At 65.4% G+C, this 21887-nt stretch carries 23 protein-coding genes; 7 read left to right on the forward strand and 16 right to left on the reverse strand.

Going from position 1 to position 21887, the window contains the following annotated elements; all coding sequences use genetic code 11:
* Positions 1-117 precede the first annotated feature (117 nt).
* Positions 118-1074: a hydrogen peroxide-inducible genes activator gene (locus tag BT183_RS06625; protein WP_072340095.1), complete on the forward strand. Its 957-nt coding sequence runs from the start codon at positions 118-120 to the stop codon at positions 1072-1074.
* Here BT183_RS06625 and BT183_RS06630 read toward each other — a convergent pair.
* Positions 1035-1643, reverse strand: a complete 609-nt coding sequence (locus BT183_RS06630; protein ID WP_072340097.1) for an MOSC domain-containing protein — start codon at positions 1641-1643, stop codon at positions 1035-1037. The genes BT183_RS06625 and BT183_RS06630 overlap by 40 nt on opposite strands.
* A complete protein-coding gene (rarD, locus tag BT183_RS06635; RefSeq protein ID WP_072340098.1) occupies positions 1640-2566 on the reverse strand; it encodes an EamA family transporter RarD in 927 nt (308 codons plus the stop codon). Before rarD ends, BT183_RS06630 begins: the two co-directional genes overlap by 4 nt.
* Before the next feature lie 245 nt (positions 2567-2811).
* Here rarD and BT183_RS20730 point away from each other — a divergent pair, with 245 nt between their 5' ends.
* Positions 2812-3261 carry a host attachment protein gene (locus BT183_RS20730; protein WP_072340100.1) on the forward strand — a complete coding sequence of 150 codons (450 nt, stop codon included), beginning with the start codon at positions 2812-2814 and terminating at the stop codon, positions 3259-3261.
* 57 nt (positions 3262-3318) lie between these two features.
* On the opposite strand, the gene BT183_RS06645 is transcribed toward BT183_RS20730, so the two are convergent.
* Complete coding sequence (locus BT183_RS06645; protein WP_072341662.1) at positions 3319-4164, reverse strand: alpha/beta fold hydrolase; 846 nt, start codon at positions 4162-4164, stop codon at positions 3319-3321.
* A gap of 116 nt (positions 4165-4280) precedes the next feature.
* Here BT183_RS06645 and BT183_RS06650 point away from each other — a divergent pair, with 116 nt between their 5' ends.
* Positions 4281-4649 carry a DUF423 domain-containing protein gene (locus tag BT183_RS06650; protein WP_072340102.1) on the forward strand — a complete coding sequence of 123 codons (369 nt, stop codon included), beginning with the start codon at positions 4281-4283 and terminating at the stop codon, positions 4647-4649.
* A gap of 4 nt (positions 4650-4653) precedes the next feature.
* Here BT183_RS06650 and map read toward each other — a convergent pair whose 3' ends face one another.
* Positions 4654-5406: a type I methionyl aminopeptidase gene (gene map, locus BT183_RS06655; protein WP_072340104.1), complete on the reverse strand. Its 753-nt coding sequence runs from the start codon at positions 5404-5406 to the stop codon at positions 4654-4656.
* Positions 5407-5408: 2 nt separating this feature from the next.
* Positions 5409-7064 (reverse strand): energy-dependent translational throttle protein EttA, encoded by a 1656-nt coding sequence (ettA, locus tag BT183_RS06660; protein ID WP_072340106.1) that lies wholly within the window; start codon positions 7062-7064, stop codon positions 5409-5411.
* A 157-nt stretch (positions 7065-7221) separates the two neighbouring features.
* Between ettA and BT183_RS06665 the strand changes: the two genes are divergently transcribed.
* Entirely contained in the window at positions 7222-8859 is a 1638-nt protein-coding gene (locus tag BT183_RS06665) for an alpha-amylase family protein (RefSeq protein WP_072341665.1), read from the forward strand.
* Between the two features lie 22 nt (positions 8860-8881).
* Here BT183_RS06665 and BT183_RS21005 read toward each other — a convergent pair whose 3' ends face one another.
* The 3 genes from BT183_RS21005 to BT183_RS06680 form a co-directional block, all read right to left on the reverse strand.
* The gene (locus BT183_RS21005) at positions 8882-9925 is read right to left on the reverse strand and encodes a methyl-accepting chemotaxis protein (protein WP_280173918.1); all 1044 of its coding nucleotides are present in this window, start codon (positions 9923-9925) and stop codon (positions 8882-8884) included.
* 138 nt (positions 9926-10063) lie between these two features.
* Positions 10064-10702, reverse strand: a complete 639-nt coding sequence (locus BT183_RS06675) for a hypothetical protein (protein WP_143145689.1) — start codon at positions 10700-10702, stop codon at positions 10064-10066.
* A gap of 95 nt (positions 10703-10797) precedes the next feature.
* The gene (locus BT183_RS06680) at positions 10798-12966 is read right to left on the reverse strand and encodes an FdhF/YdeP family oxidoreductase (protein WP_072340108.1); all 2169 of its coding nucleotides are present in this window, start codon (positions 12964-12966) and stop codon (positions 10798-10800) included.
* A 136-nt stretch (positions 12967-13102) separates the two neighbouring features.
* On the opposite strand from BT183_RS06680, the gene BT183_RS06685 reads away from it, so the two are divergent.
* Positions 13103-13576 carry a DMT family transporter gene (locus BT183_RS06685; RefSeq protein ID WP_072340110.1) on the forward strand — a complete coding sequence of 158 codons (474 nt, stop codon included), beginning with the start codon at positions 13103-13105 and terminating at the stop codon, positions 13574-13576.
* A 2-nt stretch (positions 13577-13578) separates the two neighbouring features.
* Positions 13579-13998 (forward strand): DMT family transporter, encoded by a 420-nt coding sequence (locus BT183_RS06690; RefSeq protein ID WP_072340112.1) that lies wholly within the window; start codon positions 13579-13581, stop codon positions 13996-13998.
* A gap of 6 nt (positions 13999-14004) precedes the next feature.
* Here the strand turns inward: BT183_RS06690 and BT183_RS06695 are convergent, their stop codons facing one another.
* From BT183_RS06695 to BT183_RS06730, 8 genes are all read right to left on the reverse strand, one after another.
* Positions 14005-14412, reverse strand: a complete 408-nt coding sequence (locus BT183_RS06695) for a type II toxin-antitoxin system VapC family toxin (RefSeq protein ID WP_072340114.1) — start codon at positions 14410-14412, stop codon at positions 14005-14007.
* Positions 14412-14666 carry a type II toxin-antitoxin system Phd/YefM family antitoxin gene (locus BT183_RS06700; protein WP_072340116.1) on the reverse strand — a complete coding sequence of 85 codons (255 nt, stop codon included), beginning with the start codon at positions 14664-14666 and terminating at the stop codon, positions 14412-14414. The genes BT183_RS06695 and BT183_RS06700 overlap by 1 nt, the downstream gene beginning before the upstream one ends.
* A 55-nt stretch (positions 14667-14721) precedes the next feature.
* On the reverse strand, positions 14722-15540 hold the full coding sequence (locus BT183_RS06705; protein WP_072340118.1) for an ABC transporter permease: 819 nt from the start codon (positions 15538-15540) through the stop codon (positions 14722-14724).
* A complete protein-coding gene (locus BT183_RS06710) occupies positions 15537-16292 on the reverse strand; it encodes an ABC transporter ATP-binding protein (protein ID WP_072341671.1) in 756 nt (251 codons plus the stop codon). The genes BT183_RS06705 and BT183_RS06710 overlap by 4 nt, the downstream gene beginning before the upstream one ends.
* A gap of 141 nt (positions 16293-16433) precedes the next feature.
* The gene (locus BT183_RS06715) at positions 16434-17480 is read right to left on the reverse strand and encodes an ABC transporter substrate-binding protein (protein WP_072340120.1); all 1047 of its coding nucleotides are present in this window, start codon (positions 17478-17480) and stop codon (positions 16434-16436) included.
* 235 nt (positions 17481-17715) lie between these two features.
* Positions 17716-18645 carry a hypothetical protein gene (locus BT183_RS06720; RefSeq protein ID WP_143145690.1) on the reverse strand — a complete coding sequence of 310 codons (930 nt, stop codon included), beginning with the start codon at positions 18643-18645 and terminating at the stop codon, positions 17716-17718.
* A 389-nt stretch (positions 18646-19034) separates the two neighbouring features.
* A complete protein-coding gene (locus tag BT183_RS06725; protein ID WP_072340124.1) occupies positions 19035-19643 on the reverse strand; it encodes a hypothetical protein in 609 nt (202 codons plus the stop codon).
* A 148-nt stretch (positions 19644-19791) separates the two neighbouring features.
* Positions 19792-20943 carry a hypothetical protein gene (locus BT183_RS06730; protein WP_072340126.1) on the reverse strand — a complete coding sequence of 384 codons (1152 nt, stop codon included), beginning with the start codon at positions 20941-20943 and terminating at the stop codon, positions 19792-19794.
* 191 nt (positions 20944-21134) lie between these two features.
* On the opposite strand from BT183_RS06730, the gene BT183_RS06735 reads away from it, so the two are divergent.
* Complete coding sequence (locus BT183_RS06735; protein WP_072340128.1) at positions 21135-21824, forward strand: helix-turn-helix domain-containing protein; 690 nt, start codon at positions 21135-21137, stop codon at positions 21822-21824.
* The last annotated feature ends 63 nt before the right edge of the window (positions 21825-21887 follow it).

Consider the following 21887-nt stretch of genomic DNA (forward strand, 5'->3'; position numbering starts at 1 on the left):
TGCGCACTTGGGGCGCGCCTTGACCTTGCTCAAATCGTCCGGCTTTCCGGTTTTTGAACCATTCCAGATTGCGAGGCAAGTTGATTGATCTGATCGCTGTGATAAGTTTGTCTTATCATGCACTTCACCCTCAAGCAGCTGCGCTACTTCGTGGCCCTCGTCGAAACCGGGCATTTCGGCCGCGCCGCCGAGCGCTGCAACATCACCCAGCCCGCCCTGTCCCAGCAGATCCGCCAGCTTGAGGAGAGCTTTGGCCGCCCCCTGATCGACCGGCTCGGCCGCATGGCCACGCCGACCCCGGTGGGTCGCGACGTTCTGGCGCAGGCGCGTGCGGTGCTCGATGCCGCCGATGCCCTCGAAGCCTTCGCGCAAGGCGCCATCGGCGCGCCGCAGCGCCCGCTCCGCTTCGGGCTTATTCCCACCGTGGCGCCTTATCTCCTGCCCGATATCTATCCGCTCCTGACGGCGGCCTTTCCGTCAGTGTCCTTCTCGATCAGCGAGGGCCGGACCGAGTTGCTGCTCGCCGAACTGTCGGATGGCCGGCTCGATCTGGCCCTCGTCGCCAGCCCCGCCCCGCCCGGCGGGCCGCGACTGGTATCGGTGGCGCTCCGCGAGGACCCCTTCGTGCTCGCCACTCCGCCCGGAGAGGCCCGCGTCGCGCCCATCGCCCTCAGCGACATCGATCGCTCGCGCATGCTGTTGCTCGATGAGGGCCATTGCCTGCGCGATCAGGCGATCGCGGCCTGCGGCCTGCCGGAGGGCGCCGGCGGCCGGACCTTCGCGGCCACCTCGCTCTCGACCATCGTGGAATTCGTCGCCAGCGGACAGGGCATAACCCTCCTGCCCTCGATCGCCCTGAGGAAGGAGGCGGCGGACGGGCGCATCGCCATCCATCCGCTGGCCCCACCGGGCGCCGGGCGCATGCTGTCGCTGGTCTGGCGCGAGGCGGCCCCGCATCGCGACCTGTTCCAGGCGGTCGCCACGACGCTGCGCGACGGCCTCAACCCGCTGCCGTCGGCGCCCTTTTCGCCCGATCAGTCGAACAGCGTCTTTTCCGGGAGCAGTCCGGGATAGATCGGCTGCTCCCAGATCCTGACGCTCACCACCTCGCCGAGCTCGACACGGCCCTCGCTCTCGACCCAGGCCACAAGCCCGCGCCGATGCTTTGCCGCAGCAACGAAGCCGAGTTCGATGTCGGGCCGGCGCGGCACATGCCGCATGATGGCAGCACCCGACTTGCGGCACGGCGCGTTGTCACCATCGACGCGCACCGTGGCGCCGCCTTCGAACATCAGCAGCGTGCGCGGGGGCAATCGCGTCAGATGCGGCACGCCCTCGATGAGAATATTGCCGCCGATCCATTCGGGGCGGATTTCGGCAATGTTCAGCGCCTCGGCCGTTGCCGCCAGTTCGTCGGGCGAAAGTATGGAGAGCTGGCGCTCGTTGCGCACCGGCGTGCCGCGCCGGTGCCAGGGCTCGCGCGAGGTGCTCTTGCGGATCATCCCCGCATGGCGGTCGCCCTCGATGCCGTCGAAGGTCAGGTCGAGACGCTCGACCGGTACGGTTTCGAAGTCGCTGCCCGGGGCGTGGTAAAGGCCGGCGACCCTGCCCTTGAGGGTGCGGCCCGGCAGGATGTCGATCATGTCGCTCCTCCAGCTGTGGTCTTGCGGACACGGCGGATCGAGTCGGCCGTGTAGACGCCAAGAGATAGCCAGATCAGCCCGAAGCTGAGAAGCCGCAACCCGTTGAGCGTCTCCCCGAACACCGTGATGGCGATGATGAACTGCAGCGTCGGGCCCAGATATTGGAGCATACCGATGGTGATGAGGCGCAACCGCTGCACCCCATAGGCAAAGCACAAAAGCGGCAGCGCCGTCGCCGGGCCGGTGAGCAGCAGCAGCCCGATCGAGAGCCCGTCATCATAGGCCCCGACGCCGTCGGTCGCGGCGCTGTAGAGAATGAACAGCAGCGCCACGGGCGCCAGCACCAGCGTTTCGACGAACAGCCCCGGCGTCGAGGCAACCTTGGCCGTCTTGCGGAAATAGGCATAGAACGCGAAGCTGCCGGCCAGCCCGAGCGCGATATAGGGCACCCCGCCCAGCCCCGCCGCCTGGATCGCAAGCGCAATGAGCGCAATCGCAATCGCGATGCCCTGCATGCGGTTGTTGCGCTCGCCCAAAAGCACCATGCCGATCGCCACGTTGAGCATCGGATTGATGAAATAGCCGAAGGCCGCCTCGAGGGCCTGCCCGTTGACCACCGCATAGCAGAAGATCGACCAGTTGATGGCCAAAAGCACGGCGCTCAGCGCCATCTGGCGCAGCGTCTGCCGGTCGGCGATGGCCGCCACCACCTCGCGCATGCGCCGGCTGGCAATGAGGATGGCCCCCACGAAGACGAGCGAAAACAGCGTGCGATAGGCCACGACCAAGAGGGGCGGCACATGCTCGAGCGCGTTGAACAGCAGGGATAGAAATCCCCATTGGAAATAGGCCGCGAGTGCCGCGAAGAGGCCAAGCACCGTCTCGCTGCGCAGCGTGCGGTCCTTCGATGCCTCGATGTTCATCTTGTCGCTCCGGCTTTGGGACCCGTGCTGGCCCGTCGCGCTTCTATCAGCGCCCCTCCGGCCCGACCAATCAGAGTTTGTTATGCCGCGATGACGCGCCGGGGCACCAGGGCGTTTCCAAGCCGAAGTGCATATCGGTTCGAACCCTGCAGCCGGTCCGCTCGTTGATCAGCGTCAAGGACAGCAGGCCCCTGGCCTGCGATCCTTGGCCAACCGGTCACCGGAACACCAAAGAGGAGAATGCAATGAAGCCCACCGTCACCTGGATCCTGATCGCCGATGGCGCGCAGGCCCGCGTGCTCGAGCATGCCGGGCCGGGCAAGGGACTGACGCAGGTCGAGGACCTCGTCTTCTCGGGTTCCCGCCGCAAGGCCCGCGAGATCATGGCGGACAGGCCGGGCCGCAGCTTTGCCTCGGCCGGCACCAAGCGCAGCGCCATGGAGCCGCGCACCGATCCGGTGGAGCATGAGGAGGCCGAATTCGTGCGCGGCGTTGCCGAGGAGCTTGAGCAGCATCACGCAAGGGGCGCGTTTCAGCGCCTCATCGTGGCTGCGGCGCCTAACGCGCTGGGCGATCTGCGGCCCGTTCTCAGCAACGGTGTGCGCGAGGCGATCGTCGCCGAGCTTGCCAAGGACCTGACCAACGTCCCGACCGCCCAGCTCGACAAGCACTTCAGCGAGTTCCTGCCGGTCTGATCACGCCTGCCCGGCGCCCCCCGCGGGCGGCGTCGGGCGAAAGGCATGCACCGGCGCTCAGGCCTCGTCCGGCTCGATCTCGTCGGCCTCGCCGGTCAGCGCCTCGAGAAACTGCAACAAGAGCGAATCGAACAGCTCCGGCCGCTCGAGATTGGGCAGGTGCGCCGCCCCCTCGATCACCACGGCAAACGCCGTCTCGAGCTCATCGGAAAGCTCGGAATGCCGCTCCACGATATGAGGGAAATCGAGCTCGCCCACCATCAGCAGCACCGGCAGGGTCAGCGTGGCGACGACGTCGATGGCCGGATCGGCCTCTTCCTCGCCCCGCGGCGGACCATTGCGCAGCACCTGCCCGTTCATCGCCAGAAACAGGTCGCGGGCCGGCCCCTCGACCCGCCCCGACGCCTCCAGCGGTCCATCGAGCCAGAGATGGGCGTGGATGCGGTTGGCGCTGTCGAAATTGCGCCGCTCGAGCGCATAATCCGCCGCATCCATCAGTCCCTCGGCCGCGTCGGGCAGCAGCGGCTCGTCATCTCCCGAGATAGCTGTCCCCACCAGCACGAGGCCGATGCTACGATTGGGGTGCTCGATGGCGAAATCGATCGCCAGCGCACCGCCGCTGCCGCAGCCGACGAGAATCGCGGCATGGATGCTGAGCTTGTCGAGCACGATTTCGAGGTCGTTGACATGGGTGAACGGCTCGTCGGGCGCCTCGGTCTCGCCATGGCCGCGCCGGTCATAGCTCATTACGTGATAGCCGGCGGCCGCCACGGCGCGCATCTGGGCGGCCCACATCCGCCGGTCGGCCATGCTGTCATGCAGGAAGACGACAGGCAGCCCGAACCCGTCGGTTTCCCCGCGCAGCATCGCACCATCGGAGGCAACTTCGAAACGGCTCACCATGGCGCGCATCTCCTTCAATCAAAGGCCGGCGACATAGCATCGGCCTTCCGCCTTGGCCAGAGCGCAGGGCCCGCTCGCCGCCTTGTGGCGCAACCACCGGCATGGGATGATTGCGAATGACCCCAGCCTCCCATCCCGACCGCCTGCTGCTCGCCATTGCCGGAGCCCTTGGCGCCATCGGCGTTGCCACCGCTGCGGCAGCGAGCCATCGCGGCGGTGAAAACCTCGCCATCGCCGCCAATTTCATGCTGGTGCACGCGCCGGCCCTTGTGGGCTTGAGCCTGATGCCGAGGGGCCGGCTCATCCGCCTCGCCGCCTATCTGCTCGCGCTCGGCCTCGTGCTCTTTGCCGGCGATCTGGCGACGCGCGAACTCCAAGCCCGCGCACTCTTTCCGCTTGCCGCGCCGCTCGGCGGCTTCGGGCTGATCGGGGGCTGGCTCCTCGTCACCGTCGCGGCCATCATCGGCTGGAAAAAGCCGGGCTGAACCCTTAGCTCGGCAGCGTCAGCACCACCGGCCCGCTGCGGGTGGCAACAATGGTGTGCTCATACTGCACCGTGGGCGCCATGGGCTCGGCATAGAGCGTCCATTCGTCGTCATCGCCGTTTTCGGCCCAGTCCGCGCCCAGCGACAGAAACGGCTCGACGGTCAGCACCAGCCCATTGCTCGCCACCCGCCGCTCTGATCGGTCCGGCCAGGTGGCGATCGCCTCAGGCGCATCGTGGAGGCTGCGGCCCACCCCGTGGCTGGCGAGGTTGCGCACCAGCGAATAGCCATTCTTCTTGGCAAAGAGCCCCACCGCATTGCCGATGCCGCGCAGGGGCTTGTCTGCCCCCACCGCGCCGATGCCGGCCCACATCGCCCGCTTGCCGTCGCGCACCAGTTTCTCGATGCGCGGATCGACCGGCGGCACGGCGAACGACGCGCCGGTATCGGCAAAAAACCCGTTCTTTTCCGCCGACACGTCGATATTGACGAGGTCGCCGGCCCGGATCACGCGCGGACCCGGAATGCCATGCGCGATCTCCTCGTTGACGCTGATGCAGGTAGCGCCCGGAAAGCCATAGGCCAGTTCAGGCGCCGAGCGCGCACCCTCGGCCTCCATCAGCCTGCGGCCCAGCGCGTCGAGTTCGGCGGTGGTGATGCCGGGCTCGAGCGCATTGCGCATGGCCTCCAGCACATTGGCGCAGATGCGCCCGATCTGCCGGAGGCCTTCGAGTTCCTCTTCGCTGGTAACCGTCACCCCTAGCGCTCGAGCGGCTTGTAGGTCGCGCGCTTCGGGTTCACCGCATCGGCACCGAGCCGCCGGATCTTGTCCTGTTCGTAATCGTGGAAATTGCCCTCGAACCATTCCACATGGCTGTTGCCCTCGAAGGCGAGCATGTGGGTGGCGAGACGGTCGAGGAACATGCGGTCGTGGCTGATGATCACGGCGCAGCCGGCGAATTCCTCAAGCGCCTCTTCGAGCGCGGCGAGGGTTTCGGTGTCGAGATCGTTGGTCGGTTCGTCGAGGAGCAGCACGTTGGCGCCCGACTTCAGCATCTTGGCAAGGTGCACGCGGTTGCGCTGTCCGCCCGAGAGATTGCCGACCTTCTGCTGCTGGTCGGTGCCCTTGAAGTTGAAGGCCGAGGTATAGGCTCGCGAGTTCATCTCGCGCTTGCCCAGCATCAAGAGCTCATTGCCGCCCGAGATTTCTTCCCACACCGTCTTGTTGGGGTTGAGCGTATCGCGGCTCTGGTCGACATAGCCCAGATGCACGGCCGGCGCGACGGTGATCGAGCCGGAATCGGGCTGCTCCTGCCCGGTCAGCATGCGGAAGAGCGTGGTCTTGCCCGCCCCGTTCGGGCCGATCACGCCCACGATGCCGCCCGGCGGCAGCTTGAAGCTCAGATTGTCGATGAGCAGCCGGTCGCCATAGCTCTTGGACACGCCCTCGATATCGATGACGTTCTGCCCGAGCCGTTCGCCGGGCGGAATGATGATCTGGGCCGAGGACGACTGGGTGCGCGCCTCGTTGATCTTGACCAGCTCGTCATAGGCCCGGATACGCGCCTTGGACTTGGCCTGGCGGGCCTGCGGGCTCTGGCCCATCCATTCCTTTTCGCGCTCCAGCACCTTGGCGCGCGCCGCATCCTCGGATTTTTCCTGTGCGAAGCGCTTGGCCTTGGCCTCGAGATAGGCGGAATAATTGCCCTCATACGGCACGCCGCGGCCGCGATCGAGCTCGAGAATCCAGCCCGTGACATTGTCGAGGAAGTAGCGGTCGTGGGTGATGATCAGCACCGCGCCCTCGAACTCGCGCAAATGCCGCTCCAGCCACGCCGTGGTCTCGGCATCGAGATGGTTGGTCGGTTCGTCGAGCAGCAGCAAGTCGGGCTTGGAGAGCAGCAGCGCGCAGAGCGCCACGCGACGCTTCTCGCCGCCCGAGAGCTTGGTGACATCGGCATCGCCGGGCGGGCAGCCCAGCGCTTCCATCGCCACTTCCACCTGCGATTCGAGATCCCAGAGGTTTTCCGCATCGATCCGGTCCTGCAAGGCGGTCGCCTCGTCGGCCGTCTCGTCGGAATAGTTCATCATCAGCTCGTTGTAGCGGTCGACCACCGCCTTCTTTTCGGCCACGCCGGTCATGACGTTGCCGAGCACGTTGAGCTGTTCGTCGAGCTGGGGCTCCTGCGGCAGGTAGCCGAGCTTGGCGCCCTGCGACAGCCAGGCCTCGCCGGTGAAATCGGTATCGATGCCGGCCATGATCTTGAGCAGCGTCGACTTGCCCGAGCCGTTGGGGCCGAGCACGCCGATCTTGGCGTCGGGGTAGAAGCTGAGGTGGATGTTGTCGAGCACCTTCTTGCCCCCGGCATAGGCCTTGGACATTCCGTGCATGTGATAGATGAACTGGCGCGCCATAAGGCTCGGGCCCCTTCGCTGAGCGTGATCTTCGATTTGGGGCCGTATTTAGGGCAATGCTCCCTGCCCCGCAATGGCGCGACGGCTGGTCGCGGCGGGGAACGAGACTTCGGCACCGCCCGTTGGGCTTTCATTCCCAAAGCCAGCGTCAGGACCGATCATGCCCAATCTCTGGTACAAGAACGCCATCGTCTATTGCGTCGATGTGGAGAAATTCATGGACGCCTCTGGCGATGGCACGGGCGATTTCGCCGGCCTCGCCGACCGGCTCGACCATCTCGAGCGCCTCGGGGTCACCTGCATCTGGCTCAATCCGTTCTTCCCCTCGCCTAATCGCGACAATGGCTACGACATCACCGACTACTACGGCGTCGACCCGCGCTACGGCACGCTGGGCGATTTCGTCGAGTTCATGCACGCTGCCCGCGATCGCGGCATGCGGGTGATCATCGACCTCGTGGTCAACCACACCTCCACCGATCATCCGTGGTTTCAGGCAGCGCGCTCCGACGAAAACTCCCCCTTCCGCGACTGGTATGTGTGGAGCAAGGAAAAGCCAGAAAACGCCCATGAAGGCATGGTGTTTCCCGGCGTGCAGGATTCCATCTGGAGCTATGACCGCACCGCCAAGGCCTGGTATCTCCACCGCTTCTACGACCACCAGGCCGATCTCAACACCGCCAACCCGGCGGTGCGCGAAGAGATCCTCAAGATCATGGGCTTCTGGTTGGCGCTGGGCGTCTCGGGCTTCCGGCTCGATGCCGTGCCCTTCCTCATCGACACCAAGGGCATGAAGCTCGAACCGGGCAGTTTCGACCCCTATTCCCTCCTCACCGAGATGCACGACTTCATGGCCTGGCGCCGCGCCGGCGCGGTGCTGCTGGCCGAGGCCAACATCCCCTACTCAGACGCCCCGGCCTATTTCGATGGCGGGGATCGGATGAACATGATCTTCGACTTCATGCTCAACCAGCACCTCTTCCTCTCGCTGGCGCGTGGCACCGCCGCCCCCCTCCGCCACACGCTCCAGAACAGGCCCCGCCCGGATGGATTGGGCCAGTGGGCCAATTTCCTGCGCAATCACGACGAACTCGACCTCGGCCGCCTTTCCATCGCCGAGCGCGAAGAGGCGTTCGCGGCGCTTGGGCCGGATGCGTCGATGCAAATCTACGAGCGCGGCTTGCGCCGTCGCCTCGCCCCGATGCTTGAGGGCGACATGAGCCGCCTCAAGCTCGCCTATTCGCTGCTCTTTGCCCTGCCGGGCACGCCGGTGCTCTGGTATGGCGAGGAGATCGGCATGGGCGAAAACCTCGCTCTCCCCGAACGCGAGGCCGTGCGAACGCCGATGCAATGGGCAGACGAGCCCAATGCCGGCTTCTCGCGTGCCGCAACCGCCAACCTCATCCAGCCCATCCTCGCCGATGGCGATTTCGGCTACCAGAACGTCAATGTCGCCCAGCAGGTCCGCGAGCCCGGCTCGCTGCTGCGCTCGATCACCCGGCTCGTGCAGACGCGGCGCTCCACGCCCGAGATCGGCTGGGGCGAGTGGGAGCTCGTCGATGTGGGCCGCGATGACGTTCTGGCGCTGAGCTACAGCTGGCGCGGCGCGCGGGTCGTTACCGTGCACAATTTCTCGCCCGAGCCGGTCAGTTTTCCGCTCGAGATCGACGGCATCGATCGCTTCGAGCCGCTGCTGGCAGACCATGATGCGCAGAGCGCCATCCTGCGCGGTGAGACGCTCGACATGGCGGGCTTCGGCTTCTGCTGGCTGCGCTGCGACGGACCGCGCAAATGAGGCGCACGAGGCTTTCGCTGCGCTATCGGCTCTGTACGATCACGCCGCTCCACCCCAGCCCGTCATATTCCTGGTAGCCCAGCGTGCGCGCAAAGGCCACGAGCCGCCCGCTCGCATCGATATAGCTGCCGCGCTTGCGGCCCCGCGTTTCGAGCGAGAAGGTGCGGAACATCTGCTCTTTGTCGCTCGAAGCGATGATGCGTCCATTACCATCGATCAGCATGACGGTGGTCTTGTCGCGATCGACCTGGTTGAGGCAGGCCTCGGTCTCGACCACCGACTGCCCCTGCGCCTGCCAGTCGAAATAGACGCCCAGAACGCCGAGCGGCGCGCCATGGGTGCCACCGCCCTGCCGCACCGCCGCTGCATAGACCAGCACCTGCCGGCCGTCATGCTGGGGGCTGCGACGCACCTCGTCCACCGTATACTCGTCGCCCGAGCGCGAGCGCAGCGCCGCCTCGAACCAGGGGCTGCCGGCAAGATCGGTTCCGATCAGCCGGGGGCGATATTGGGGATTGGCATTGGCCACCACCCGCCCACGCGCGTCCAGAAGCACGAGGTCCGAATAGACCGAATAATAGCGGTGGATCACCCCGAGCCGCTCGCTGGCATGGGCCAACGCGCTGCCATCGGGCGCCCCCAGCGCCTGCCACAGCGCCGAATCGGTCGCCCACCAGCGCACATCGGCGGTGCGCTCATAAAGATTGCGTACGATCAGCTGCACCAGCGCCTGCGCCATGTCGACCAGCCGCTCGCCCTCCAGCCCATCCACCAGCGAGCGCGACAGGGCGATCCGCTGATGCACGGTGGACTGGAACTTGTCGGCGATTTCGGCCGCCTGCTCGGCCAGCCGCTGCACCTCGTGGGCCACCACCGCGAAGCTCTTGCCGGCATCCCCCGCCCGCGCCGCCTCGATCACGGCGTTGAGCGCGAGGAGCTTTGTCTGCATCACCACCTGGCGGTTGGCGCCACCGAACTTGCCGAGGTCCGAATTGATCGTCTCGATCACGTCGCGCATGCCCATGGGAGAATCGGCTTCGACGGAAATCGGCTGCAGTGAATTCATCGACCTCGGCCCCGCTGCGTTTCGTGGCGCACAGAATGGGGCCGAGGGGTTTACGGATCGTTCAGCGTTCGCGCCGATCGCCGATTGCGGGCGAAAAATCATCCAGCGTGGCGGGCCGCCGCCCGTCACAGCCCAACCTCACGGCATGACGCGGCGCGATGCGGCCATGGCGTTCTCCTGCCGAACCGTCTCGCGGCGATCGGGGGTGACGCACACCACGTCACCGCCAAACGCCTCGCGCCAGACAAAGCCCGGAATGCAGGTGTTGGGGCCATACGCGCCACGCGGGTCGATGCGGCTGCGCGCCGCCCGGTTCTCGTCGGCAACGGTCTGCCGCGAGGCCGGCGTCACGCATACGACGTCGCCCCGCGCCGCCTCGCGCCAGACGAACCCGTCCCGGCAGGTATCCGGGCCATAGGCCAGCAGCCGCAGCGACGGCCCCTGCCGGTTTTCCTCGCGCACCTGCGCGCGCCGGTCGGGCGTCACGCACACCACATCCCCGCCAAAGGCCTCGCGCCAGACAAAGCCGGCGAGGCAGGTATTGGGGCCATAGGCGCCGCGCGGATCGACGCGGCTGCGGGCCGAGCTGTTTTCATCCGCCGCAATGGCGCGCGAACTCGGCGTGACGCAGACATGGTCGCCCGGCGCCGCATCGCGCCAGACATAACCGTCCCGACAGGTGTCGGGACCATAAGGCTGGGCCATGGCGACCGGTGCCACGGCGAAGCCGGCGACCGAAACCGCAAATGTGACAAGAGCTTCGGTAACAAGACGCATCAGTCCCTCCATCGGTGCGCCGCTGCCCCGGCGTGATGGCGATAGAAGGCCATGAGCCCGCTGTATCGGCACTGAATGCCGGTTTCAGATCCCGTTCAGCTCTCGATCCACACCGGAACCGACTTGAAGGCAGGCGTCTTCGAGCGCGGGTCCGAGGCCCGGCCCACCAGCACATTGGCTTCGGGGTAATAAGCCATCGCACTTCCGCGCGGCAGATCGAACCCCTTGACGTGGCCAGCCATGCGCCCCGCCGCCGATGCCAGCGTGATCGCCTGCCCTTCGCTCACCCCGAAAGCCGCCATGTCATCGCGATTAAGAAAGATCGCATCGCGGCCCGCGCCGTCGCGATAGCTGTCGGTTTCCTCGTAGATGATCGAGTTGAACTGCCCCTCCGACCGCACCGTGGCGAGCGTCAGCGGCGCATCGGCATGGCGCGGCAGGGGCGTCACCACGAAATGCCCCTTGCCGTCCGCCGTGCCGAATTCGGGCGCATGCATCACCCGGTTGCGGATGTGGAATTCGCGCTTGGCCACATCGATATCGGCCAGTTGCTCGAGGCCCGGCACGATGCGCGCGATGGCTTCGCGCACATGCCGATGCTCCTTGAAGGCGGCAAAATCGATCGGGCTCCCGGGCAGCAGACGCTCGGCCAGATCGCAGAGGATCACCGTTTCGGGCCGCACCGTGTCGAGCCGGGTAATGCCGCCATCCGACAACCGGATGAAGTTGAACATCGATTCCTGCGTCGTGGGCGACCATTCCTCGTCGCGCGCCGTCACCGGCAGGATGATGCTTTCGCCCTCCCCCTGCCCGTGCACATGGCCGCGATTGAGCGTGGTGGTGAGATAGAGCTTGAAGCCGATCGAGCCCAAGGCCTTGTCTGCAAAGGCGGTATCGGGCGTCGCCGCCCAGAGATTGCCGCCCATGATCACCGCCGCATCGATCTCCCCGCGCGCCGCCGCCTCGAGCCCGGCCAGCGTGTCGAAGCCCTTTTCACGGCTGAGCGTGATGCCGAACGCCGCCTCCATTCGCGCGAACACGGCTTCGGACACGAGCGGCTTCACCCCGATGGTGCCGATGCCCTGCACGTTGGAATGCCCGCGCAAGGGCAGGAGCCCCGCGCCCGGCCGCCCGATCATGCCGCGCAGCAGCGCCAGATTGGCGATGGCCTCGACATTTTCCACCCCATGCACATGGTGCGTCATGCCCATGCCCCAAGCGAAGACGACATTGCGCGCCTGCCCGTAGCGGATGGCAATGTGCTCGATCTCCTCCTCGGAAACTCCGCTCTCCGCAACGATGCGCGACCACGCCAGCGCCTGCAGATCGGCCTCGAACGCAGCGAAGCCCTCGGTGTGCCGCTCGATGAAGGCGCGCTCCTCGAATTGCATTTCGAGCAGCGCCTTGGCGAGCCCCTTCATCAGCGCGATGTCGCCGCCGATGCGCGGCTGTACATAGTCGGACGCGATCTCGCTGCCGCCCTTGAGCATCGAGGTCGGCGATTTCGGCACCGCGAACTTGACCAGCCCCGGCTCGCGCGCCGGATTGATCACGATCACCTCCCCGCCCCGGTCCCGGCAGGCCTTGAGCATATGGATGAAGCGCGGATGGTTGGACGATGGGTTGGCGCCGATCACGAAGATCAGGTCGGCCTTGGTCAAATCCTCGAGCTCGACCGTCGCCGTGCCCTTGCCGATCGTGGTGCCCAGCCCCTCGCTCGTCGCCTGATGGCAATAATAGGAGCAGTTGTTGACATTGTTGGTGCCCCAGGCCCGCGCCAGCAACTGGAACACGAAGCCCGCCTCGTTCGACGAGCGGCCCGAGGAATAAAAAAAGCTCCGCGACGGGTTCGTGGCCCTGAGGCGCTCGGCCACCCGCGCCATGGCGAAGTCCCAATCCACCGGCCTGTAGCGATCCTCGCCCGGCCCCTTGTGCAGCGGCGTATCGAGCCGGCCCAGCGTCTCCATCTCCTTGCCCGACAGCTCGCGCAGATCGGCGAGGGAGTGTTCGAAGACTTCGTGCGGCATGCCCGGCTGGATGTCGGTGGATTGCGCCTGCACCGATTTGTTGCACACCGAGGGAAACTCCCCCAGCTCGTTGGTCATCCCGCCCTTCTGCCCGCCCATGCCATAGGCGCAGGCCTTGCAGGTGTTCTTGGCCGTCAGCGCCTTGGCCGCCTTGCCCACGCCGATCCGCGCCACGGTCTGCAGCGTGTAGAGCACCTTTTTGGGGCCGCCTCCGACGATGGGCGAGGATGAGGACATTGCGCGATCTCCTTGGAACCCCAGTATGGGCGAACCGGCCCATGCCTGACAATGCGAGACCGGCAAGAGGTACGCCCGCCATGGCCGTGCGACCCGCAAGGCTTTAGCCTTGCGCCTCCCGATCGCGAGATTCGCCATGCCAGCCGTGCCAAATCCCCTCGACCCGGCCCACCTCCTCCTCGCCTTCCTCAGCGGCGGGCTCTTGACGCTGATGGTCGATTTCAACGGCCTCGTGGGCCTTCATGGCGGCGTGCTTTATTCCTCATGGGTCGCCCATGGCACCGGCACCGTCGCCGCGATCATCTTTCTCGTAGCCCTGCATGTTCTGAAGCCGTCCGCAAGCGGCACACGCCGGCCCGCCCCTCTCTGGGCCTATCTCGGCGGCATTTCAGGTGCGGTGACGGTGATGCTGACCTCTGCCTCCGTCAACACGGCCCTGGCCCTCTCGGGCACGCTCGCCCTCGGGCTCGCCGGACAGGTGGCATTTTCCCTCGCCAGCGATCGCTGGGGCCTGTTCGGCCTGCCCCGGCGCATCCTCCGGCCGCGGAATGGGCTCGCGATCCTGATGATCGTCGGCGGATCGCTGCTCATCATCTTCGGGAATGGCTGAGCATGGTCACCGCAATCTCCTTCGCCCTCGCCGCCGGCATCCTTGTCTCGCTGTCGCGCCAGCTCAACGGCCGCCTCGCCCTCTCGACCAGCGCCCTCACCGCTTCGTTCTGGAACCACGCGGTCGGCTTTGCCGCCCTCACCCTCCTCGGCCTCGTGATCGGCGGGCTCTGGCCAGAAGGCGCGCTCGATGCGCCATGGTACGCCTATTTCGGCGGCACCATCGGCGTCATCTTCGTGGCATCGGGCAGCTGGCTCGTCGCGCGCATCGGCGCCACCAACACCGCCCTGCTCGTCATCGGCGGGCAGATGGTCTCGGGCGTCGTACTCGATGCCCTGCGCGGCGCCAGCGCCAACACCCTGCTCACCGCGCTCGGCGTCGCCCTCATCATCGGCGGCATGGCGCTCACCAGTAGGCGGTGAACGGGCTCACGCCTTGAACGGGTCGAGCGTTCGCACGCCAAACGGCTCGAAGTCGCGGACATTGCGCGTCACCACCACCAGATCGTTGACCATGGCGGTCGCCGCGATCAAGGCGTCTTCGATGTGATGATCGGCCCGCCTGTCCATCAGCTTCGCCCAGCAGCGAAAAGCTGCGGCATCGACGGGCAGCACATTGAAGGCTTGCGACACCTGATCCAGCCAGGCCTCGATCTCCACGGCTCTTGCCGCGTCCTGGCGCCGCGTGATCTCGATACCCGCCTGGATTTCGCCGATCGTCACCGCGGACATGTAGAGCGCGTTCTCGGGCACTGCCTCGAGCCAGGCCAGCACGCCGCCATGTGGTCGGACATGACGCAGTTCGGAAACGACATTGGTGTCGAGCAGATAGCTCATCAGGGGATGTCGATCGGCCGGCGGCTCTGCCGGCCGCGCTCCGGCAGCTCCAGGTCCCCGCGCGCGTCCTGCGACAAAAGCAGAGCCTTGAGGGTCGGGCGCGCACGATCCTGCAGTCGCTCCCAGTCCGACATCGCAACCAGCACGGCCTCCGGCCGACCGCGCCGCGACACCACCTGCGGGCCTTCGCTGAGGCACGTTTCCAAAAACTCGCTGAACCGCGCCTTGGCGTCCTGCACTGGCCAGAGCTTCATTTACACCTCCATCTGACTAGTCATAAACTAGTCAGATGGAAAAGCTGTTTCAAGCCTATTGCGACATCGTCGAGCGGTGTGCCCAGCCGGTCATGCGCTTCTCGATCCAGGCCATCAGCGCGTACATCGCGATGCCCTCGATCGCCAGCATGATGAGCCCAGCAAACACCAGCGGCACGTTGAAGTTCGATTGCGCCGAGGCCATCATGTTGCCCAGCCCGTTATTGGAGGCCACGGTCTCGCTCACCACCGATCCTACGAAGGCCAGCGTGATCGCGACTTTGAGCGAGCCGAAGAAATAGGGCATCGAGCGCGGGATGCCGACCTTGAGCATGATGTCGAGCTTCTTTGCCCCCAGCGCCCGCAGCACGTCCTCGGTCTCGGGCTCGATGGTGGCGAGGCCCGTGGCCACGTTGACGACGATTGGGAAGAACGAGATCAGGAACGCCGTCAGCACCGCCGGCACCGTGCCGATGCCGAACCAGATGACGAGGATCGGCACCAGCGCCACTTTGGGGATGGCGTTGAACCCCACCATGATGGGGTAAAGTCCGGCATAGATCGATTTTGACCAGCCGATGAAGAGCCCGATGCCGAGCCCGGCAGCAACCGCGATCAGGAAGCCGAGCACGGTGGTGTAGAGCGTCTGCAGCGAATTCTTCCAGATCGGCGACCAGTATTGCGCGATGGCCTGGAAAACCCGCGTCGGGGTCGGCAGGATCGTGTGCGGCAGGCCCGAGATCCTGACCCCGATCTCCCAGATCACGAAGAGCCCGATGGTGTAGAGAACCGGGGCCAGCCGGATCCAGTTGATGCGGAAGGCCGGCTTGGGCGGCGTGCCGGCAACAGCCGTATTCTCGGTGATCACGCTCATGCGACAGCCCTCGCGGTGGCGATTTCTCCGTGCAGCTTCTGCACCATCTCGTTGAAGGCCGGCTCATACATGATGGAGAGGTCACGCGGCCGCGCGAAGGGTACGCGATGCTCGGCCACCACCCTGCCCGGCCTCGCGCTCATCACATAGACTGTGTCGGCGAGGAACACGCTTTCGCGCAGGTCATGGGTCACGAGCACGATGGTCACGTCCTGGCTCGCATGCAGGTCGCGGATGACGCACCAGAGCTCTTCACGCGTGAAGGCGTCGAGCGCCCCGAACGGCTCGTCGAGCATCAGCAGTTCGGGCTCGTGGATCAGCGCCCGGCAGAGATTGGCGCGCTGCTGCATGCCACCCGACAACTGCCAGGGAAACTTGTCACCAAAGCCCTTGAGCCCCACGGTTTCGAGCAGCGCCTCGGCCTTGGCGACATACTCCTTCTTGTTGGCGCGCAGCCGATGACGATGCCTCTCGACGATCTCGAGCGGCAGCAGGATATTGTCGAGCGTCGTGCGCCAGGGCAGCATGGTGGGGTTCTGAAACGCCATCCCCACGATCGAGACCGGCTTGGTCACCCTGTCCCCGGCCACCGTCACCACCCCCGCTTGCGGGATGTGCAGCCCGGTCACGAGCTTCATCAGCGTGGACTTGCCGCAGCCCGAGGGCCCGACCACGGCGACGAATTCCCCGCGCTCGATGGCCATGTCGAGGCCCGAAACCGCCAGCGTGCCCTGCGGCCCGCCATAGCGCATGTCGACGTTTGAGATGCTGACGAGGGGCATTGGCTTACTCCGGTCGTCCGGGCGTCATCCCGGCGAAAGCCGGGACCCAGTTGCACTGTGGCAGGACACTGGCTTCCGGCTGGCGCCGCAATGACGTCCGGACCGTTGGCATTACGGCAGCATGCGCTCTTCGGCGGGGGGCAGATAGCTCGCATCGAACACGTCCGCGGCCGTCACCGCGCCCTTGAGCGCCATCGAGATCTTGAGCGTCTCGATCGATGCGGCAAGCCGCGCCTCGTCGATGCCGCCAAAGCCGTTCTCGACCACATAGGGCGTCTTGATGTTCATCTCGTTGGCCATGGTCAGGCGCGCCGTCTCGGTATCGATGTTGAGCGTCTCGTTACGCTGCAATACCGCCGCCGCACCGGCTGCCGGATCGGCCACCGCATCGGCGAAGCCCTTGGCGAGGGCCTTGAGGAAGCCCTTGACCGCATCGGGATTGGCCTCGGCGAAGGCCTCGTTGACCATGATGGCGTTGCCGTAGAGGTTGAGCCCATGATCGGCAAAGAGGATCGTCGAGATATCCTCGTCGGGCACGCCATTGGCCTTGAGGTTGAGGATCACCGAGAAGGCAAAACCGAACACTCCATCGACATCGCCCGATGCCAGCATCGGCTCGCGCACGGGGAAGCCGATGCTTTCAATGGTGATCGTGGAGGTATCGAGGCCCGCTGCCGCCACGAAGGCCGGCCACTGCGCGAAGGCGCCATCGGGCGGAGGCGCGCCGAGCTTCTTGCCTTCGAGCGATTTGGGGTCGGATGTGACCCCCTTGGAGACGCGGCCGATGACCGAGAAAACCGGCTTGTCATAGACCATCATCACGGCCTTGACGGGCTGGGCCGGATCTTCATCGAGGAACTTGATCAGCGAATTGATGTCGCCGAACCCCATCTGGTAGGCGCCGGTCGCGACGCGGGGAATGGCTTCCACCGAGCCGTTGCCGGTGTCGATGGTGACATTGAGGCCCTCATCGGCGAAATAGCCGCGGTCCTGCGCCAGCAGGAACCCGGCCGCCGGGCCTTCGAAACGCCAGTCGAGCGTGAACTTGATGTCGGTCTGGGCCAGCGCGGCGCCCGGAAAGGCGGCGGCAAAGGCAACGCCGCCCAATACGGCCGTGGCAGCGGCGGCAAGACGGCGCCGGGAGATGCTGAGGGTCATGTGCTGCGGTCCCTGATAAATGACGTGCAGTATCAAGATCGGGAGCCGGCAGGCTTGGCAAGCGGATTCAGCGCCTTCTTCAAGCAGTTCCGCGATTTGCCGAAAATTGAGCCGCACTGCTCATGAAATCATCGCGCTTTTGCACAGGCTATGGTCAGTGCTGCGTGCACAAGGGGCGCGATCTGTTCGCGCCCCTCCTGGAGAGCCGGAGATTCGGCTGCGACCTCTTGCGAAGTCAGTAGACATAGACAACCAGCTGGCCATTCTGCGGGGTCACTGCAAAAACGCGGCTGGCATTGTAATTGGTACGGCTGAGCGAGGTGGTGATCAGCGCATCGGAGGCGACAGCCTGGGTCAGCTGGTTGCCCTTGCCGGTCGCGGCCAGTTGGCCCGAAACGCGGTTGCGGACATCGGGGCACACGCGCACCGGCACCACCTGCACGCCGCTGGCCCGGCTCCAGCTCCGCTGGTCGATCCGCGTATTGTTGAAGGCCTGGAGGATCTGGGCGTCGCTGGCGCCCACGCAGGCGCCATTCGCCGCGCCGACACCAAGCCCGCCGCTGCCGGGACCACCCGGTCCGCCGGGATTGCCCGGACCACCGGGGCCGCCAGGGCCACCCGGGCCGCCAGGCCCGCCGGGGCCACCATTGCCACCGCCGCCGATCCCGATGCCGATATCGAGCAGATTGCCGCCGCCGACGCCGACATTGGCGCGCACATTGTTGTTGAGCAGGCCCACATTCGCGTTGAGCAGCCCGTTATTGCCGCCATTGCTCACATTGGCATTGACGAGGTTGCGGTTATTGCCACGCGGGAAAAGGTTGGCATCGACCACATTGCCGTTGCCGCCGCCGAGCCCGACATTGACGGGGCCCGAGGTTCCGGCTTCGCCGCTGCCGATATTGATCAGCGAGCCGCTATCGCCGCCACCGATCAGGCCACCACCACCCGAGCCGCCGCCCGAACCCGATCCGCCCGATCCTCCGGAGCCACCGCTCGAGCCTCCGCCCAGCGAGTCACCCAGACCCGACACAGCATCGCCAACACCGCTGACGATATCGCCTACGCCACTCAACAATTGGGCCTTGGCTGGCACCGTCATTACAAGAGCACCGGCCGTTGCCACTACGAGGCCCGCCAGAGCGTTTACTGTCGTCCTATTCATAGCTCTCTCCATCTCTGCGACTTTTCGATCGCATCAAAGAAACGAGCATTGCTGGACACAGTTTCCTAAGATGAACATGGTCCCGTCGGTAAAACCCCCACATTCTGCCTCGTTACAATCTTAATCAGCGCACAATTGTCTTTGTTTATTCACGACTTGGCCAAATCCGTGAACGCTTATCACGAATGCGTGATAATCAATATAGAGAATTGCTTCAATTATCATATGTCAATCATGATAACGCAATCGTACGATGATTGCGTTATCATGATTGTTGCGCAAAACAAAAAGGCGCGGGACCGAAGTCCCGCGCCTCCTTCGACCCTGACAACAAGGGAGCGTCAGCCCTTGCTGCCCATGGTCGTTTCGCCCGGCAGAGCCGGAGCCGGTCAGCTCTCGCTGGAGTCTGTGTAGATCACCAGGGAGCCATTGTTGCTGTTGCTGACACCGATAACGTCCGAGACGTCGATATTGTTGCCCGACAGCGCGTCGTTCAGCGAAGAATTGCCATTGATGGAGTCCCGCAGCAGAGCAAGGTCCGTGGCGTTGTTGGAGAGAGCTTCGTTCAGGAGGTTGGCGTCGAAGTCGTTGAAGGCATCAGCCACATCGATCACGCGCAACTCCGACACGTTGCCGATGTCGCCAATCTCGTTGCTGAGCGCGCCCGAATTCAGAGCGTTGATGAACTCGCTGAAATTTCCGACGTCCGATACGTCGCCGACCGAGCCGACATCGCCGGCGTTGCCGGTCACATTGCCGACCGCGCCGGTCACCCCGCCCACCGTATCGCTGATGGTGCTGGACGTGTCGCCACCCACGGTGCCGCCAATGGTGCTGTCAACCGTGTCGCTCACGCCGCCCACGGTATCGGTGACGGTAGAAGTGACGCTGTCGACAACGCCACCGAGGCCGCCATTATTGTTGCTCTGGGCCATCGCCGGGCCGGCAGTCAGCGCGATCAGGAGGGCGGCGATGGAAAGTCCGGAAGTCGTCTTCATTCTTCTTGTCCTTACAAAGGGTTGTAGTCTTTTTATACGACGCTTGTCGAACCACCCAGCCTGGTTCGCGGGGTTAACGGAGCGCTACTGGAATGGTTGCAGCTTGCTTTATTCCCGATGCTCAGCCCTTCGAATGAGTTGAGCGTAATCAGCTGCTGCCGGATAGGGTCAGGCGCAAGGTACGGGTGGCGTATGCCCCCGAGCTGTCGCCGGCGAGACCCTGCGCAAATCCCAGCCGATAGCCGAACATTTCGGTCAGCCGTCCTTCCAGCGCCGCGCCGAATTCCAGCTTGCGCTTGACGGCTTCAGTGCCGATCAGGCCCTGCTCATGGCTGGCATCGAGCGAGACGAGCAGAGTGCTTTCACTGGGACCAGGATGGGCGAGGCGCATCGCCGCCACGATTTTTCGGGAGGCGGCCCCATCGACAGGATCGAACAGTTCGAGGTCGATGCCAGCAGCGCCGCCGATCTGGACGTCTCCGATGCGCGTCTCTGCCTCTATCCGCCCCACCGGCAGCCATCCCACCGCAAGACCACCCGGGTCAAAATAGGACTCTGCACCCGCATCGGCCTTCAGGGTCAGGTCGGGCACCGGCCGTGCCTCCAGCCCCAGCCTCAGGCCTAAAGCGGAAAAGGCGGTCCGACCGAAGGCCAGACTGTCGTCGGCAGGCACCCGGACGTTCCGATATTGGGCGGCCCCGTTCAGAACCGTGTCGGCGCCAATCACCACCTCGTGGCGCCCCGAAAATGTGAGCATGCCGACGTCCGGAGAAAGCCGCTCCGCCGCGACCGGCAGCGTTGGAAAACTCGTCGGATCGTTCATCACCCCACGCAGCGAGACGCCCGCGGTGCTTCGACGGATCCCGGCCTCTTCGGCAACGAGTTCGAAGCCGACCTCGCCTTGCGTCCGTTCGCTGCGCAGCGGCACCAGCAGATCGCCAATCAGCAGAAACTTGCCGTCCGACTCGCGCGTCAGGGCCGCCGATCCGCGCAAGACCATCCCTGGGAGCGGCACCTCGATCGACCCGCCGCCGCGAGCCACCCAGTCATCGGCCTCCCCGAAAGACTGGTGATGACGCGTCTCTGCGCTGATCGTGCCGCGCAGCACCGCCCACCCCAGGTCGAGACCGACCGCGACCGCATGGCCCTGCTCGACAAAGAGATCGGCTCCGCCTGCCGGCGTATCGGTGGCGTTGTCTGTCCAACCCGATGTAACGGACGCCTCATACCGCGCCTCTGATGCGACCGCCCCGAAGGCCCATGCAGCAACGATAAAGGCCGTAACAAAGATGATGCGCATGCCGAGACCCCCAAGGTGAGACGCTCAGCATTGAAAGCGCATGGTAAATGCCGCTGCCCCCGCCGCCTACGCACTACCGCGTGCACACAAATCCGGCCCCCATCCGCACTTGCCCGTTGCGGCCCCGCGAACCGTTGGTAAGGCCGCATCCCCCAGCTTTCGGGGGGTATCGGCAAAAAGGGGGCTTAGCCGTGAACACTGATATTGGCGCCGCGCTCAGGGCCTATCGTATCGGTCGCGGCATCAGGCAGGCTGCGCTGGCACAAAGCCTTGGCGTCGCGCAGAGCCAGGTCAGCCGCTGGGAAAGCGGCCGCGAGCAACCCCGTGCGGAAAACCTCGAAGCCGTGCGCACGCTGATCTGGGGCGAGGCCGGCGATCCGCTGGCGGCGCTGCGCCATTTCGTCTCGACCTCCGAACAGAGCCTGCTGCTGATCGACAAGGATCACCGCATCATCGCGAAATCGCGGGCTCTGGCTGGCGATCCTTCGCCGCTGCAGCAATTTGGCTGGGTGCTCGATCCCGCCGAAAATCCCGGCTTCGAGCCGCTTTATGCCCGTTATCGGGCCATCCTCGCCGATCCGTGCGGCATCATTGGGCTCGAATTCGAGCTGCCCTTCATGCTTGGCGGCTCGCCCTGGCTGGCGCGGGTGCGCAAGACCATCTACCGCGTCGCCGGTGTGTCCGTCTGCCTTGCCGAACTCTCGTTCCAGCCCCGGCCTGCGGGGCTCTCGCACACGCCGCGCTGTGTCGAGCACCAGCTCGCGGCCGCGCCCTTCGCCGATCCCGAGCCACGGTCGGATCGCATCGCCCGCCTGCCCATGCGAAAGACCCGTGCCTATTTCGGCACGGGTCCCGCAGGGGTCGGAAGCCGCATGCGGTGAGGGGCTGGGGCGGTCACCGCACCGCCTCCGACCTCTGCCGGGGGGACATTCGCGAACGAATGT

Source organism: Devosia enhydra, from assembly GCF_900119845.1.
Classification (GTDB): domain Bacteria; phylum Pseudomonadota; class Alphaproteobacteria; order Rhizobiales; family Devosiaceae; genus FPKU01.

Excerpts from the sequence above, each read along its gene's own strand:
- BT183_RS06625 (WP_072340095.1), top strand. The coding sequence starts at position 118 with ATGCACTTCACCCTCAAGCAGCTGCGCTACTTCGTGGCCCTCGTCGAA.
- BT183_RS06630 (WP_072340097.1), bottom strand. The coding sequence starts at position 1,643 with ATGATCGACATCCTGCCGGGCCGCACCCTCAAGGGCAGGGTCGCCGGC.
- rarD (WP_072340098.1), bottom strand. The coding sequence starts at position 2,566 with ATGAACATCGAGGCATCGAAGGACCGCACGCTGCGCAGCGAGACGGTG.
- BT183_RS20730 (WP_072340100.1), top strand. The coding sequence starts at position 2,812 with ATGAAGCCCACCGTCACCTGGATCCTGATCGCCGATGGCGCGCAGGCC.
- BT183_RS06645 (WP_072341662.1), bottom strand. The coding sequence starts at position 4,164 with ATGGTGAGCCGTTTCGAAGTTGCCTCCGATGGTGCGATGCTGCGCGGG.
- BT183_RS06650 (WP_072340102.1), top strand. The coding sequence starts at position 4,281 with ATGACCCCAGCCTCCCATCCCGACCGCCTGCTGCTCGCCATTGCCGGA.
- ettA (WP_072340106.1), bottom strand. The coding sequence starts at position 7,064 with ATGGCGCGCCAGTTCATCTATCACATGCACGGAATGTCCAAGGCCTAT.
- BT183_RS21005 (WP_280173918.1), bottom strand. The coding sequence starts at position 9,925 with ATGAATTCACTGCAGCCGATTTCCGTCGAAGCCGATTCTCCCATGGGC.
- BT183_RS06675 (WP_143145689.1), bottom strand. The coding sequence starts at position 10,702 with ATGCGTCTTGTTACCGAAGCTCTTGTCACATTTGCGGTTTCGGTCGCC.
- BT183_RS06680 (WP_072340108.1), bottom strand. The coding sequence starts at position 12,966 with ATGTCCTCATCCTCGCCCATCGTCGGAGGCGGCCCCAAAAAGGTGCTC.
- BT183_RS06685 (WP_072340110.1), top strand. The coding sequence starts at position 13,103 with ATGCCAGCCGTGCCAAATCCCCTCGACCCGGCCCACCTCCTCCTCGCC.
- BT183_RS06690 (WP_072340112.1), top strand. The coding sequence starts at position 13,579 with ATGGTCACCGCAATCTCCTTCGCCCTCGCCGCCGGCATCCTTGTCTCG.
- BT183_RS06695 (WP_072340114.1), bottom strand. The coding sequence starts at position 14,412 with ATGAGCTATCTGCTCGACACCAATGTCGTTTCCGAACTGCGTCATGTC.
- BT183_RS06700 (WP_072340116.1), bottom strand. The coding sequence starts at position 14,666 with ATGAAGCTCTGGCCAGTGCAGGACGCCAAGGCGCGGTTCAGCGAGTTT.
- BT183_RS06705 (WP_072340118.1), bottom strand. The coding sequence starts at position 15,540 with ATGAGCGTGATCACCGAGAATACGGCTGTTGCCGGCACGCCGCCCAAG.
- BT183_RS06710 (WP_072341671.1), bottom strand. The coding sequence starts at position 16,292 with ATGCGCTATGGCGGGCCGCAGGGCACGCTGGCGGTTTCGGGCCTCGAC.
- BT183_RS06715 (WP_072340120.1), bottom strand. The coding sequence starts at position 17,480 with ATGACCCTCAGCATCTCCCGGCGCCGTCTTGCCGCCGCTGCCACGGCC.
- BT183_RS06720 (WP_143145690.1), bottom strand. The coding sequence starts at position 18,645 with ATGAATAGGACGACAGTAAACGCTCTGGCGGGCCTCGTAGTGGCAACG.
- BT183_RS06725 (WP_072340124.1), bottom strand. The coding sequence starts at position 19,643 with ATGAAGACGACTTCCGGACTTTCCATCGCCGCCCTCCTGATCGCGCTG.
- BT183_RS06730 (WP_072340126.1), bottom strand. The coding sequence starts at position 20,943 with ATGCGCATCATCTTTGTTACGGCCTTTATCGTTGCTGCATGGGCCTTC.